This is a genomic window from Micromonospora sp. NPDC005291, assembly GCF_040607415.1.
Taxonomy (GTDB): Bacteria; Actinomycetota; Actinomycetes; order Mycobacteriales; family Micromonosporaceae; genus Micromonospora.
Window position 1 is genome coordinate 46,437 of sequence record NZ_JBEXGR010000006.1, and the last position, 13,211, is coordinate 59,647.

The following is a 13,211-nucleotide window of genomic DNA, read 5'->3' on the forward strand; positions in this document are numbered from 1 at the left end:
ATGCCGGGTACGGCGGCCTAGCGCCGCCCGCGCCGGGCCGGACCGCCGGCCCGATTGGCGGCCTTGCGGGCCGGAGCGCCGGCCTTGCGTGTCGAACTGGCGGGCCGGCGGCTCGGGGTCGAGGCCGAGCGCGCGGCGGGTCGACGGCGGGCCGCCACCAGCACGATGGCGGCGACCACGGCGACGATCAGGGCCGGCACCAGCCAGGCCGGGAACCCACCGTCCTGCTGCTTCTCGGTGGCGCCGGCCGGATCGTTCGCCGGGGCAGGGGTAACGGCCGCCGGACTGCCGGCCGCACCCGGGTTCGCCGATGGCGTGCCCTCCATCAGGGCGAGCAGTGCCGGCTCCGGCCCGGCCGTGGGCGCCGTCCAGCCGGCCGGCGCCGCCGTGCTCGCACCCTGGTAGTCGAAGGTGACGGTGCCGCGTACCGCCTCACCGTCGGAGGCGACGGAGAGGTAGTTGGCCGTGTAGCGGCCCTTCGCCGGCCAGTGCGCGACGGTCACCATGGCCGGGAAGCCCGTGTGGTAGAGCCGCGGCTCGAACACGCCGTTGACCATGAAATATTCCTGGACCGGCTTGTCCAGGCGCTTCGGCTCGCCGTTCGACCAGCCGCTGTCCACTCGCGACCCATTCGGCCCGGTGATGGTGAAGTGGGCGTTGGAGGCCGGCTTCTCGGTGAAGTACAACGCCACCTGCGTCAGTGGCTCGCGCACAACGGTGCCGGTCAGCGGCGTGGAGGTCGCCAACTGGCCGTGCGCGGAAGCCGGAGCGGCGGGCAGCAGCAGCGACACCACCAGCGTCGCGGCCAGCGCCGCCATCGTGCGGCTCAGGACGTGACGCGCAGTGACCAGTCTCGATCGCATTCGTTCATCATGGTCATTTCCCCGTTGCCGAACAAGACGTAGAGTTCTCACCCCGACGATCAACTCGACACCCCGTCCCCCTCGCGTCGTTCGGAGTCCGCCCGTGTTCGTCCGTACCCCCGCCTTCCGCACCTCCGCCGCCCTCGCCGCCAGCGTCCTCACCGCGCTGCTCCTCACGGGTTGCGGGCAGGGCGACGACCCCTCCGTGGCCACCCCCTCAACGCCACCGACGTCCGCCGCGCCGCCAAGCGCCGCCACGACCAGCCCCAGCGCCAGCGCCATTGCCAGCACCCCGGCCGCGGACCGGCAGATCACCGTGACGATCGCGAAGCGGCGGGTCGACCCACCGACCGGGCGGGTGACCGTGGGTAAGGGCGAGCTGGTCCGGATCACTGTCACCTCCGATGTGGCGGACGAGCTGCACGTGCACGGCTACGACCTGGGCGCCCGACTGCCGGCCGGCACGCCCGGCTCGGTGGAGTTCCGGGCCGACAAGACCGGGCTGTTCGAGGTGGAGACGCACGAGACCGAGCTGGTGCTGTTCCAGCTCGTCGTCCGCTGAGCGACATGACGGCCGCTCCCACGCTGCTGGCACACGGCGTCGGTGGCCGCCAGGACCTGCCGATCACGCTGCCGCAGCTCGTCATCGCCGCCGCACTGACCCTTGTCGTCACGTTCCTCGCGCTGGGCCTGCTCTGGCGCGAACCCCGACTCGACCGGGACGCCACCGGTGGCCGCCCGGTGCCGCAATGGCTCACCCGGCTCGTCGACGCGCCCACATCCCGGCGGGCACTGCGCGGGCTCGGCCTGCTCGCCGCCGCCTGGTTCTGCCTGGGTCTGCTGGGCGGGCCGGACACCGCGGACAACCCGACGGCGGGCGCGCTGTACGTGCTGCTCTGGGTCGGGCTGGCGCCGCTGTCGCTACTGCTCGGCCCCGTCTGGCGGACAGTCAACCCGCTGCGTACCGTGCACCTGCTCGCCGCACTGGCAGCGCGGCGCGACCCGAACCGTGGAATCCGAGCGCTGCCGGCCGGCATGGGCTTGTGGCCGGCCGCCGTCACCCTGTTCGGCTTCGTCTGGCTGGAACTGGTCGCACCCGACCGGGCCACCCTGCCGGTCATCACCGCCTGGCTCGCCGCGTACGCGGTGGTCATGCTGGCGGGGGCGGCGGTGTTCGGCGCCGGCTGGTTCGACCGCGCCGACCCGTTCGAGGTGTACAGCGCGCTGATCGGTCAGCTCGCCCCGATCGGCCGGGCCACGGATGGCGTGCTGGTGTGGCGCAACCCGCTCGACGGGATCGCCGGGCTGCGACCTCGCCCCGGGCTGGTCGCCGTGGTGACCGTGCTGCTCGGCTCGACCATGTACGACAGCCTCTCCAACGCGCCGGCCTGGCTGCGCTTCAGTCAGGAGAACGGCCTGCACCCGGCGGTCACCGGCAGCGTCGGGCTGATCCTCGTCGTCGCCGCCGTCGCGGTGGCGTACCTCGCCGCCACCCGAGCCGCGGCCCGCATCGGCCGCGCCGACCCGACCGACGCCCGAGGGGTGCCGGGCGAGATCGCCCACTCGATCGTGCCGATCGCGGTGGGCTACGTGGTGGCGCACTACTACTCGCTGCTGATCCTGGAAGGTCAGCGCACCGTGGCGCTGCTCTCCGACCCTCTGGGCACCGGTGCCAACTGGCTCGGCACCGCCGGCTGGGAGCCGTACACCGGGCTGGTCACGCCCTCCGGGGTGGCCACCCTCCAGATCACCGTCATCATCCTCGGGCACCTGCTCGGCACGCTGCTCGCCCACGACCGCGCCCTGTACCTGTTCCCCCGGGCCAGGGCGGTGGCCGGCCAACTCCCGCTGCTGGGGCTGATGGTCGCGTACACCGTCGCTGGTCTGCTGTTGCTCTACGCGGGGTAGTTCAGCCCGGTCCCGGCCCTTGAGTCAAGATGGCTCGTGGACTCCGAACTTCAGCGCTACCTCGATGACCTGGTCGACGCCGCCCGGGACGTGCTCGGGGCCGATCTGGTCGGCGCGTACGCGGCCGGGTCGGTGGGGCTCGGCGCGTACCAGGCCGGCCGCAGCGACGTGGACGTGGCGCTGGTCAGCGCCGGGCCGCTCACCGAGGCCGCCAAACGGGCGTTGGTGGCACGCCTGCGGCACGAGGCGTTGCCCTGCCCGGCGCGCGGGCTGGAGTTGGTCGTCTACCGACGGGCGGTGGCCGCCTCCGGCACCCCGGAGCCTGGTTTCGAGGTCGAGCTGAACACCGGGTCCGGCATGCCGTTCCGCTGCACCCTCGACCCCGCCGACCGGCCGGCCGCCGACGGCCGGTTCTGGTACGGGCTGGATCGCAGCATCCTGCACCAGAGTGGGCTGCCGCTGCTCGGGCCGCCAGCGGGGGAGGCCTTCGCCGACCTCACCCCGGCTGACCTGCGCCGCCTGCTGATCGAGGCGCTGTCCTGGTGGCTGGCCCTGCCGACACCGCCGGACGACCAGCCCGCACCCGGTACGGAGGACGCGGTGCTCGGCGCCTGCCGATCGCTGGTGCGTCACCGCGACGGCGTCTGGCTCGCGAAGGTGGCGGCCGGTCAGCGGCTGATCGACGCCGGTGACCGGGCCGAGGTGATCCGTCGCGCGGTCGCCGCGCGACACGGTGGTCCGCCGCCCACCGGGGTCCAGGCCCGGGCCTTCCAACAACGGGTACGCGACGAGATCGCCGCCTCCGCGCCAGCCGGCCGCGTCACCGTCAGCGGACCGGGCGGGACTGGATCGAGGCGAAGAGCAGATTGAGGCCCTCGGCCATCGTCGGGTGGGTGATGACCGCGTCCCGTAGGGCGGTCCACGGCATTCCGGCGAGCATGGCCAGTTGCACCGAGGTGATCACCTCACCGACTTCGGCGCCGAGCAGCGCCGCGCCGAGGATCCGGTCGGTGCCGGTGTCGATGACCGCCTTCCACATGCCCTCGGTCTGGCGCAGGGTGCGCGCCCGGGGGATCGCGGCGACCGGCAGGTGGGCGACCTGGACGTCATACCCGGCGCGGCGCGCCTCGGTCTCGGTGAGCCCCACGCGGGCCAGCTCCGGGGTGGTGAACACGGTGTACGGGATCAGCCGGTCGGCGGTGCTGCGCTGCCCACCCGCGAGATTCGCCCGGATGATCCGGTAGTCGTCCAGCGAGACGTGGGTGAACTGTGGGCTGCCGGCGACGTCCCCGGCCGCCCAGGTCCGCTCGGCGCTGGTACGCAGCTGCTCGTCGACCACCACGAAGCCCCGGTCGTCGAGCCGGACGCCGGCCGCGTCCAGGCCCAGCCCGTCGGTGACCGGTTCCCGGCCGACCGCCACCAGCACGTCATCCCCGGTCACCAGGCTGCCGTCGTCCAGCGTCACCTGGATCGTGTCGTCGGCGTCACGGTCGACGCGGGCGACCGTGACGCCGACGCGCACGTCGATGCCGTCGTCCAGGAAGACGCGCGTCACCGCGTCGCTCACGTCGGGATCCTCGCGGGTGAGCAGCCGGGGGCCGCCCTCGATCAGCGTCACCGTGCTGCCGAACGACGCGAACATCTGCGCGAACTCCACCCCGACGGCGCCGCCGCCGAGCACCACCAGCCGGGCCGGCAGCCGGTCCAGGCGCAGCAGCGTGTCGCTGGTCAGCACCCCGGCCTGGTCCATTCCGGGCACCGACGGCAGATGCGGGCGGGTACCCGTGTTGATCACCACGTCGGCGCCGCGCAGCAGCCGCTCACCGCCGTCGGCGAGCGACACCCGCACGGTCCGAGGGCCGACGAACCGGGCCTGGCCGATCACCAGGTGCAGACCGGAGTCGAGGAACTGCTGCCGGTTGGCGGCCACCATCCCCTCGACGACGTCCTGCTTGTGCGCGCGCAACAGGTCCACGTCGACCCGGCCGCCCTCGACCACCAGGCCGAGCGCGGAGGCGCCACGCAGGTGACGTGCCGCCCGCGCGCTGGTCACCAGCGCCTTCGTCGGGATGCACGCGACGTTGATGCAGCTGCCGCCGATCATGCCGCGTTCGACCATGGCTACCCGCTGCCCGGACCGGGCCACGTCCATGCTCAACGTCTTTCCGGCCTTGCCGCCGCCCACGACGAGCAGGTCGAACTCCTCCGGTCGGTCGGTCACCGGGCGCTCCTCTCGGTCGCCAGCCCGGGCCGGCAGGCCGCCGCTGATGGGCGGCGGCCAGCCCAGCCTGCCAGCTCCGACGGGACCGCCGCCCCGGATCCGGGCAGAAGCGCCTCGCTACCGCCGTGGAGCTCAGTCCTGGACGGCCGTTCTCGCTGACTGGCTGCCGTCCACCGCCCCTACCTCGATCAATTGATCACCACATATCGCCGCTGAGGTCAGTGCCGGGACGCGCCGTTTTCGCTGACCGGCTGCCCGAAGGCCAGGAACGGCACGGGCGTTGGGGCGTCAGGTCGGGTGAAGATCCGCTCGGCGACCGGCTCGGCATCGTCGGTGGGCCCGTCCGGGACGGCTGTCCGATCGGCGGACACGTTCGCCGGTACGTCCGCGATGGCCGGTCCGCCACGGTGCTCATCACCGAGCTGGTCGCTGCCGGCGTGGTCGATCACGGAATCGTCACTGCCGGCGTGATCGGCCACGGGCTGATCAGTGGAGGGTCGCTCAGCGACGCTCCGGTCGCCGGGTCGCTCGGCTCCGGGCCGGTCGAGGGTGTGCCGGTCGATAGTCTGCCGGTCGAAGGTGTGCCGGTCGGCGCTGGAACGGGAACCCACCATCGGGTATTCGGCGGTCTCCGGACCGCCGGCGGCCGCGGCCATGACCGCGGCGGAGGCGAGGTCGGCCACCCGCTTCGCTTCCCGTTGCACCCGGGCACGAACCTCCTTGGCGTGCCGCTCGGCGGAATCCCCGGCCCGTCGGGCCTCGTCCAGCCGGGCGCTCTCGGCGGTCAGATCCCGGCGGACCTCGCTCAGCCGCTGCTGCATCCGCGACAGCTCGTTCTCCAGCGTCTCGCCCTCCTGGCGGACCTCGGCGAGCTGCTCGCGGGCGGTGTCCAGCTCGGCGTGCAGCTGGGTGGCCTCCTCCTGGCGCTCCTCGATCTCCTGCTGCAGGGCGGTGAGCTGCTCCTGGTGGCTGGCGGCCTGCTCGTCGGCGCGGTTGCGCAGCTCGGTCACGTGCTGTTGCGCCTCGGCCAGCAGGGCGGCGATCTGCTGCTCGGTCGCGTTGCTCTGCTCGGCAAGCTCCTGCTCAGCGGCGGCCTGCTGCTCGGCGATCTCCTGCTCGGCGGCGGTCCGCCGCTCGTTGACCTCCCGCTCCACGGCGGCCTGCCACTGGGCCATCTCCTGCTGGTTCTTGGAGCGGGCGGACTGGAGCTCCTGCTGGATCTGGGTACGGGCCGACTTCATCAGCGCGTCGGCGGCGACCCGGGTCTGGTTGAGCTGCTGGGCGCTCTGTTCGGTGATCCGCTTCGCCTCGTGCTGGGCGCGCTCGTGCGTGGCCTCACCGTCGGCGCGCAGCTGCTCCGCGTGCTCGCGGATCGCGGTCAACTCGGCCTCGGCCAGGGCGCGCCGCTCCTCGTACGCCTGCTCCTGCTCGGCTCGCCGGGCCGCCACCTCCTCCGCCAGGTCCTGGCGTGCCTGCGCGGCCCGTTCTCGGGTGTCGGCGAGGATTCGCTCCGACTCGCTGCGCAGTTCGTTCGCCCGGTCGGTGGCCGACTCGGTGATCATCCCGGCCTGCTTCTCGGCGAGCGCCATGATCTCGCCGACCATCGGGCCCAGATCGTGGAATGAGGCGCGGTCCACCTGCACCGGTTGCTCCTGTAGGTCGGCCAGTTCGGCACGCAGCCGCTGCACCTCGGCGGTCAGCTCACGGACCCGTACGGCGGACTGCCCATGCTCCCGGCTCAGCATCGCGATCTGCCCGTCGAGCTGCTCCAGGTGCCGGTCCACCTGACGTTTGTCGTAGCCGCGCAGGGCGAGCTCGAAGCTCGGCCGCGAGGCCGCGTCGTCGCGTACTGCGTGCGGCTCAGCGCCGATGGACATGCACCATCCTCCGTATGATCGGGGTGCCAGGGTCGGCGGCCGCCTGCCCCGCGCGAGCCGTCAGTGTGGCGCAACGCTACCGCCGAGCCGACCCCATGCGAAGTCCCGCCCCTCCACCTTTCACACCACCGCGCAACGTCGCCCCCTTCCCGCGTCGATCATGGACTTGTGGTGCCGGGAAGCTGGCGATCCGCCACCTTTGTCACCCGCCACCACTCCATGATCGACGCGGGGTTGCCGACTAGCGGCGGCGAGCCAGGAGGACCGCGTCGTGGAGGGTTATGTCCTGGTCGTTCGGGTCGGTGGCCGGGCGGGGGCGGGCCTCGGCGGCCAGCACCTCCCAGCGCGACGGGTCCAGGGCGGCGGCGACGTCCTCGGCGGTGTACATCATGTCCGGCATGTGCATCCGGCGCGCCGACGTCCACAGATCCGACGGGTGGTGCCCGACGATCAGCAGGACACCGCCCGGTGCCACCGCTGCGGCCAACCGGGCGAACAACTCCTGCCGCTGCACCGGGGGCAGGTGCATGAACTGCGCGGACACCAGGTCGTACGCCTCCTCGGCGGGCGGCTTGTCGCGCAGGTCGGCGTGCGTGAACTCGATCCGGTCGCCGACGCCAGCGGCGTCGGCGTGCTCCGAGGCCCGGCCCAGCGCGGTGGCGGAGATGTCCACCGCCGTCACCCGCCAACCGCGCTCGGCCAGCCACACCGCGTCGGCGCCCTCGCCGCTACCCACGTCCAGCGCGCGCCCAGGGGCCAGGTCCGCGACCTCGGCGACCAACTGCGGGTTCGGCCGCCCACTCCACACCGCCGGCCGGGACTGATAACGCTCCTCCCACGCCGGCTCCTCGAACGTCGTGGCCACCAACTGCCGGTACGCGGCCACCGCGTCGCGGGTCTCCTCGGCGATGAGATCGGCGTTGATCGCCGCCCCGGCGTTCAGGCCGGCAGCGGCGGACGTGATGACCTGGCCACGCAGGTCGGCGACATTGCCGGCCACCCAGACACCCGGGACGGTTGTCGCCCCGGTGGCGTCGGCCGGGATCTGGGCACCGATCACGTGCTCACCCATCATCACCTCCTCCGGGGCCAGACCCAGCCCCACCAGCAGGTCGGCGCGGGGAGTCAACCGCGTCGCCACCACGACCGCGTCCAGCGCCACCACCCGGCCGTCGGCCAGGCGTACGCCGGTCAGCGCGTCCCCGGTCACCTCCACCGCGGCGACCGGACCCGGCACCACGGCGATGCCCCGGGCGGCGAGCCGCTCGGCGACCTCCTCGTCCGGTGCGGGGGCGTCGTGCAGCAGGAGCAAGACGTCGGAGCTCCACTGTCGCCACATCTCGGCCTGGTGCACGGCCAGCGGCCCGGTGGCCAGCACGCCGATCCGACGGTCCCGGACCTCCCAGCCGTGGCAGTACGGGCAGTGCAGCACGTCGCGGCCCCACCGTTGTGCCAGCCCGGGCACGTCGGGCAGCTCGTCGGTCAGCCCGGTGGCCACCAGCAGCCGACGGGCCCGCACCGAACCTCCGTCGTCGAGGCTGAGCCGGAAACCGTCGTCGTCGCGGGTCGCGGCCTCCACCCGCCCGGTGCGGAACTGCCCGCCGTACCCGGCAACCTCTGCCCGCCCGGCCGCCACCAGCTCGCCCGGCGGCGTCCCCTCCCGGCCCAGGTAGTTGTGCACCTGGTCGGCGGGCGCGTTGCGCGGCTCACCGGAGTCGATCACCAGCACGGACCGTCGGGCCCGGGTCAGCGCCAGGGCTCCGCTGAGCCCCGCGGCGCCGCCGCCCACCACCACCACGTCGTATGTCTCGTCCACCGGTATCTCCCTGTATTTGTCGGCTGAGCCCACCATCCGCCGTCGCCGGACCGGCGGCAACTATCCTTGCCGTTATGGCAAACGAGGACACTGCCGCGCTGGCGGCCGTCGGCCCCCGGCTGCGCGCCCTGCGCCACCAGCGAGGAACCACGCTCACCCAGCTCGCCGACCTGACCGGCATCTCGGTGAGCACCCTGTCCCGGCTGGAATCCGGCACCCGCAAGCCCACGCTGGAGCTGCTGCTCCCGCTGGCCCGGGCCTACCAGGTGCAACTGGACGAGCTGGTGGACGCGCCGGCCACCGGCGACCCACGGGTACGCCCCAAACCGATCGTCATGCACGGCATCACGTTTCTGCCGCTGACCCGCCGACCGGGCGGCATGCAGGCCTTCAAACTGATCTTCCCGCCGGACGCGCCCATCGGCGATCGGACCCAGCAGACCCACGAGGGTTACGAGTGGCTCTACGTGCTCTCCGGCCGGCTGCGCCTGTTGCTCGGCGAGAACGACCTGACGCTGACCTCGGGCGAGGTGGCCGAGTTCGACACCCGGATCCCGCACCGCGTCCTCAACCCTGGCCCCGGCACCGCCGAGGCCCTTGTCCTCTTCGGGCCGCAGGGGGAGCGGCTGCACGTCCGGGCCCGCCCCGCCGCCTCCGACAAGGGGTAGTCGGGGATCTTCGACGCGCATGACACCGAGCTCAACTTCAGTCCACGCGTGAGAACATGCGTCCATGAGCAGCGACGTCCTCCCCGAGGTCAGCGCCTTGGCCATCAACGTCACGATCCCGGAAGAGCTCCGCTGGACCGACGAACGACGCGGTGAGGAGTTCATGCTGACCACACTCAACGTCCGGCTTCTCCCGGACGGGCGCCTCGCGGCAAAGGCGTACGGCCGACCAACCGCTGGCGGTCGCGGCACCTACGTTTCGTTCCCACTGCCCGACAGGCCCGAGCTGGCCGCCCTCGTCGACCAGGCCGCCAGCCGCGCCAGCGCGCTGTGGTCCGCCCACCAAGGTCTTGGCTGACGGTACGACTACTGCCGCACGTCGAGTGTGGCGAACGCGTAGCCGACGCGATCAGACTGCCACACGCTCAGCCCGATCATCGGACTGCTTCGAACTGTGGACTCCGCAGCTCCGTGTTTATGATCGACGACCCTGACAGGGAACATGGAGAACGTGGCCGTTCGGTTCGGCCGGGAGCAAAGGTGAGGTGCGCGACGGTGATCCGCGAGGCGTACGCCTGCTGGGTGCGTGAGCCCGGCGTGGCGGAGATCCGGCCGGTGTCGCTGCCCGCCCCGGGCCCGGACGAAGTGCTGGTCCGAGCCTGTTACTCGGGGGTCAGCCGGGGCACCGAGACGCTGGTCTTCGCCGGCCGGGTGCCCCCCGACCAGTACGCCGCGATGCGCGCGCCGTTTCAGGAGGGTGACTTCCCCGGCCCGGTGAAGTACGGCTACCTCAGCGTCGGCGTCGTCGAGCAGGGCCCGCCGGAGCTGCTCGGGCGGACGGTGTTCTGCCTGCACCCGCACCAGAGCGCGTACGTCGTGCCGGCCACCGCCGTGGTGCCCGTGCCCGACGGGGTGCCGCCCGCCCGCGCGGTGCTGGCCGGCACGGTGGAGACCGCGGTGAACGCGCTCTGGGACGCGGCGCCGCTGGTCGGCGACCGGGTCAGCGTGGTCGGCGCGGGCATGGTGGGCTGCTGCGTCGCGGCGCTGCTCGCCCGGTTCCCGGGCGTGGACGTGGAGCTGATCGACACTGACACCCGCCGGGCCGGGGTGGCCGGGGCGCTCGGTGTCCGGTTCGCCCAACCGGCCGACGCGACCGGTGACCGGGACCTGGTCGTGCATGCCAGCGCCACCGGCGCCGGCCTGCAACGCTCGGTGGACCTGCTCGCGCCGGAGGGCACGGTCATCGAGCTGAGCTGGTACGGCGACCGCCCGGTGCAGGTGTCGCTGGGCGGCGCGTTCCACTCGCGACGACTGACCGTACGCAGCAGCCAGGTCGGGATGGTCGCACCCGCCCGACGGGGGCGGCGCAGTTACACCGACCGGCTGGCGCTCGCCCTGGACCTGCTCGACGACCCGGCCTTCGACGCGCTGATCACCGGCGCGTCCCGGTTCGCCGAGCTGCCCGACGTGCTCGCCCGACTGAGCACGGGTGACCTGCCCGCGCTCTGCCACCTCATCACCTATGACGACGGGGAGTGACCGTGTTCAGCGTGACCGTTCGGGATCACATGATGATCGCCCACAGTTTCCGGGGCGAGGTGTTCGGCCCGGCCCAGCGTCTGCACGGCGCGACGTTCGTGGTGGACGCGACGTTCCGTCGTGCCGACCTGGACGCCGACGGCATTGTGGTCGACATCGGCCTGGCCACGGAGCAGCTGCGGGCCGTGGTCGGTGAGCTGTCCTACCGCAACCTCGACGACGAGCCCGCGTTCGCCGGGGTGAACACCACCACCGAGGTGCTGGCCCGTACGGTCGCCGACCGGCTGGCTGAGCGGGTACACGCCGGTGAGCTGGGAGCCGGGGCGCGCGAGCTGGCTGGCATCACCGTCACCCTGCACGAGTCGCACGTCGCGTGGGCCAGCTACGAACGGTCGCTGTGACCGACGCGGGCGGGTCGGCGCCGCTCGACCGGCCCGGCGTCGCCCCGGTCCTCGGGCAGCACCGCCGTGCGGTGCACGTCGTCCTGCCCGGCGACATCGACGACCCGGTCGCGCCCAGCGGCGGCAACACCTATGACCGGCGGATCTGCGCGGGGCTCGGCGAGTGCGGCTGGGTGGTGCACGAGCACGCGGTGCCCGGGGCGTGGCCGCACCCCGGCCGGGCCGACCGGGCGGAGTTGGCCGCGCTGCTGGCCGCCGCGCCGGACGACGCCGTGGTGCTGCTCGACGGTCTGATCGCCTCGACCGTGCCGGACCTGCTCGCCCCGCACGCCAGCCGGCTGCGCCTGGTCGTCCTGGTGCACATGCCGCTGGACGACGAGGCCGAGGCCCGGGCGCTGGCCACCGCGCGGGCCGTGGTCACCAGCAGTGTGTGGACCGGTCGCCAACTGGTGGCCCGCCACCCGGCGCTCGCCGACCGGATCCGGGCCGCGCCTCCCGGGGTACGCCCGGCACCGCTGGCACCCGGCTCCGCCGACGGCAACCGGCTGCTCTGCGTCGCGGCGGTCAGCCGGCACAAGGGGCACGATGTGCTGGTCGACGCGCTGTCCGCCCTGGCCGGAGTGCCCTGGACGCTGGTCTGCGCGGGCACGCTGACCCGGGAGCCGGATCTCGTCCAGCGGTTGCGCGACCGGCTCGCCGGCGCGGGCCTCGCCGACCGGGTGCGGCTCGCCGGCCCGTTGACCGGGGAGGCGTTGGACGCCGCGTACGCCGCCGCCGACCTGCTCGTGCTGCCGTCGCGGGGCGAAACGTACGGCATGGTCGTCACCGAGGCGCTGGCCCGCGGCCTGCCGGTGCTGGGCACCGAGGTGGGCGGCCTACCGGAGGCGCTGGGGCGTACCCCTGATGGTGACCTGCCGGGGCTGCTGGTCCCGCCCGACGACCCGGCGGCCTTGGCCGGCGCGCTGAGCTGGTGGTTGGGCGACGCCGAGCTGCGGGCCCGGCTGCGGCGTGCGGCCCTCGCCCGGCGCGACACCCTGACCGACTGGCCGGTGACGACCGCGCTGCTGGCCGCCGTGCTCGAGGAGGTGGCGGAATGACCGTCGAGGAGACCCTGCCGTTCGCCGACTGGTTGCGGCTGCGCGAGCCGGCCGACGCGGCGGCCCGTGACGAGGACCTGCTGAACGCTGTCCGCCCCCGGCTGACCGGGGAGTATCCGACGGTGATCCACGACCTGGGCAGCGGCACCGGCTCGATGAGCCGCTGGCTTGCCCCCCGGCTGTCCGGCCCGCAGCACTGGGTGCTCTACGACCGCGACGCCGACCTGCTGGCCAGAGCCGCCGAGGGCATGGCCGGGGTGACCGCCGCCGACGGTGCCCCGGTCACGGTGAGTACCCGGTGCGGCGACCTCACCCGTCTGAGCGCCGCCGACCTGGCCGGCGGCTCCCTGGTCACCGCGTCCGCGCTGCTGGACATGCTCACCGCCGAGGAGGTCGACCGGGTGGTGGCTGCCTGTGTCGGTCGGCCCACCCTGTTCGCGATCTCGGTGACCGGGCGGGTCCGGTTCACCCCGGCGGATCCACTGGACGGGGAGGTCGAGGCCGCTTTCAACGACCACCAGCGGCGGACCGTCGACGGCCGGCGGTTGCTCGGCCCGGACGCCGTCGCCGCCACCGCCGCCGCGTTCGTCCGGCGAGGCGTCGACGTGCGGGAACGGCCCAGCCCGTGGCGCCTCGGCCCGGAGCAGGCCGACCTGACCGCCGAGTGGTTCCGGGGCTGGCTGGGCGCCGCCTGCGCGCAGCGCCCGGACCTGGCCGGCCCCGCCCAGGCGTACGCCCAGCGCCGGCTCGCCGACGCGGCGGCCGGCCGGCTCACCGTGCTGGTCGAGCACCGCGACCTCCTCGCGGGTGGATGAACCGTT

At 73.3% G+C, this 13,211-nt stretch carries 13 protein-coding genes; 9 read left to right on the top strand and 4 right to left on the bottom strand.

The genetic code is table 11. The features are described 5' to 3' along the window. Positions 1-17: 17 nt before the first annotated feature. Positions 18-863: a copper resistance protein CopC gene (locus ABZT18_RS10705; RefSeq protein ID WP_355251101.1), complete on the bottom strand. Its 846-nt coding sequence runs from the start codon at positions 861-863 to the stop codon at positions 18-20. A 103-nt stretch (positions 864-966) separates the two neighbouring features. Between ABZT18_RS10705 and ABZT18_RS10710 the strand changes: the two genes are divergently transcribed. From ABZT18_RS10710 to ABZT18_RS10720, 3 genes are read left to right on the top strand one after another with little or no spacing between them, the layout of a single operon-like run. Beyond that, positions 967-1,425 (top strand): hypothetical protein, encoded by a 459-nt coding sequence (locus ABZT18_RS10710; protein WP_355251104.1) that lies wholly within the window; start codon positions 967-969, stop codon positions 1,423-1,425. Between the two features lie 5 nt (positions 1,426-1,430). Further along, positions 1,431-2,771: a hypothetical protein gene (locus ABZT18_RS10715; RefSeq protein ID WP_355251107.1), complete on the top strand. Its 1,341-nt coding sequence runs from the start codon at positions 1,431-1,433 to the stop codon at positions 2,769-2,771. Between the two features lie 36 nt (positions 2,772-2,807). Next, the gene (locus ABZT18_RS10720; protein ID WP_355251110.1) at positions 2,808-3,641 is read left to right on the top strand and encodes a nucleotidyltransferase domain-containing protein; all 834 of its coding nucleotides are present in this window, start codon (positions 2,808-2,810) and stop codon (positions 3,639-3,641) included. On the opposite strand, the gene ABZT18_RS10725 is transcribed toward ABZT18_RS10720, so the two are convergent. From ABZT18_RS10725 to ABZT18_RS10735, 3 genes are all read right to left on the bottom strand, one after another. Then, positions 3,598-4,992, bottom strand: coding sequence for an FAD-dependent oxidoreductase (locus ABZT18_RS10725; RefSeq protein WP_355251113.1), 1,395 nt, complete (start codon positions 4,990-4,992; stop codon positions 3,598-3,600). The genes ABZT18_RS10720 and ABZT18_RS10725 overlap by 44 nt on opposite strands. 218 nt (positions 4,993-5,210) lie before the next feature. Next, on the bottom strand, positions 5,211-6,869 hold the full coding sequence (locus tag ABZT18_RS10730; RefSeq protein WP_355251116.1) for a hypothetical protein: 1,659 nt from the start codon (positions 6,867-6,869) through the stop codon (positions 5,211-5,213). A gap of 241 nt (positions 6,870-7,110) precedes the next feature. Further along, positions 7,111-8,685, bottom strand: a complete 1,575-nt coding sequence (locus ABZT18_RS10735) for a bifunctional NAD(P)/FAD-dependent oxidoreductase/class I SAM-dependent methyltransferase (RefSeq protein WP_355251119.1) — start codon at positions 8,683-8,685, stop codon at positions 7,111-7,113. Positions 8,686-8,759: 74 nt separating this feature from the next. Here ABZT18_RS10735 and ABZT18_RS10740 point away from each other — a divergent pair, with 74 nt between their 5' ends. From ABZT18_RS10740 to ABZT18_RS10765, 6 genes are all read left to right on the top strand, one after another. Further along, positions 8,760-9,353, top strand: a complete 594-nt coding sequence (locus ABZT18_RS10740) for an XRE family transcriptional regulator (protein ID WP_355251122.1) — start codon at positions 8,760-8,762, stop codon at positions 9,351-9,353. 64 nt (positions 9,354-9,417) lie between these two features. Next, positions 9,418-9,711: a hypothetical protein gene (locus ABZT18_RS10745; RefSeq protein ID WP_354994335.1), complete on the top strand. Its 294-nt coding sequence runs from the start codon at positions 9,418-9,420 to the stop codon at positions 9,709-9,711. A 197-nt stretch (positions 9,712-9,908) separates the two neighbouring features. After that, on the top strand, positions 9,909-10,892 hold the full coding sequence (locus ABZT18_RS10750; protein WP_355251125.1) for a zinc-binding alcohol dehydrogenase: 984 nt from the start codon (positions 9,909-9,911) through the stop codon (positions 10,890-10,892). 2 nt (positions 10,893-10,894) lie between these two features. Next, on the top strand, positions 10,895-11,293 hold the full coding sequence (locus ABZT18_RS10755) for a 6-carboxytetrahydropterin synthase (RefSeq protein ID WP_354994333.1): 399 nt from the start codon (positions 10,895-10,897) through the stop codon (positions 11,291-11,293). Positions 11,294-11,364: 71 nt separating this feature from the next. Next, positions 11,365-12,390: a glycosyltransferase family 4 protein gene (locus tag ABZT18_RS10760; RefSeq protein ID WP_354994394.1), complete on the top strand. Its 1,026-nt coding sequence runs from the start codon at positions 11,365-11,367 to the stop codon at positions 12,388-12,390. Next, positions 12,387-13,205, top strand: coding sequence for a class I SAM-dependent methyltransferase (locus tag ABZT18_RS10765; protein ID WP_354994332.1), 819 nt, complete (start codon positions 12,387-12,389; stop codon positions 13,203-13,205). Before ABZT18_RS10760 ends, ABZT18_RS10765 begins: the two co-directional genes overlap by 4 nt. Positions 13,206-13,211 lie beyond the last annotated feature (6 nt).

Coding starts and splice junctions, on each gene's coding strand:
- ABZT18_RS10715 (WP_355251107.1), top strand. CDS start 1,431: ATGACGGCCGCTCCCACGCTGCTGGCACACGGCGTCGGTGGCCGCCAG.
- ABZT18_RS10740 (WP_355251122.1), top strand. CDS start 8,760: ATGGCAAACGAGGACACTGCCGCGCTGGCGGCCGTCGGCCCCCGGCTG.
- ABZT18_RS10730 (WP_355251116.1), bottom strand. CDS start 6,869: ATGTCCATCGGCGCTGAGCCGCACGCAGTACGCGACGACGCGGCCTCG.
- ABZT18_RS10745 (WP_354994335.1), top strand. CDS start 9,418: ATGAGCAGCGACGTCCTCCCCGAGGTCAGCGCCTTGGCCATCAACGTC.
- ABZT18_RS10705 (WP_355251101.1), bottom strand. CDS start 863: ATGCGATCGAGACTGGTCACTGCGCGTCACGTCCTGAGCCGCACGATG.
- ABZT18_RS10765 (WP_354994332.1), top strand. CDS start 12,387: ATGACCGTCGAGGAGACCCTGCCGTTCGCCGACTGGTTGCGGCTGCGC.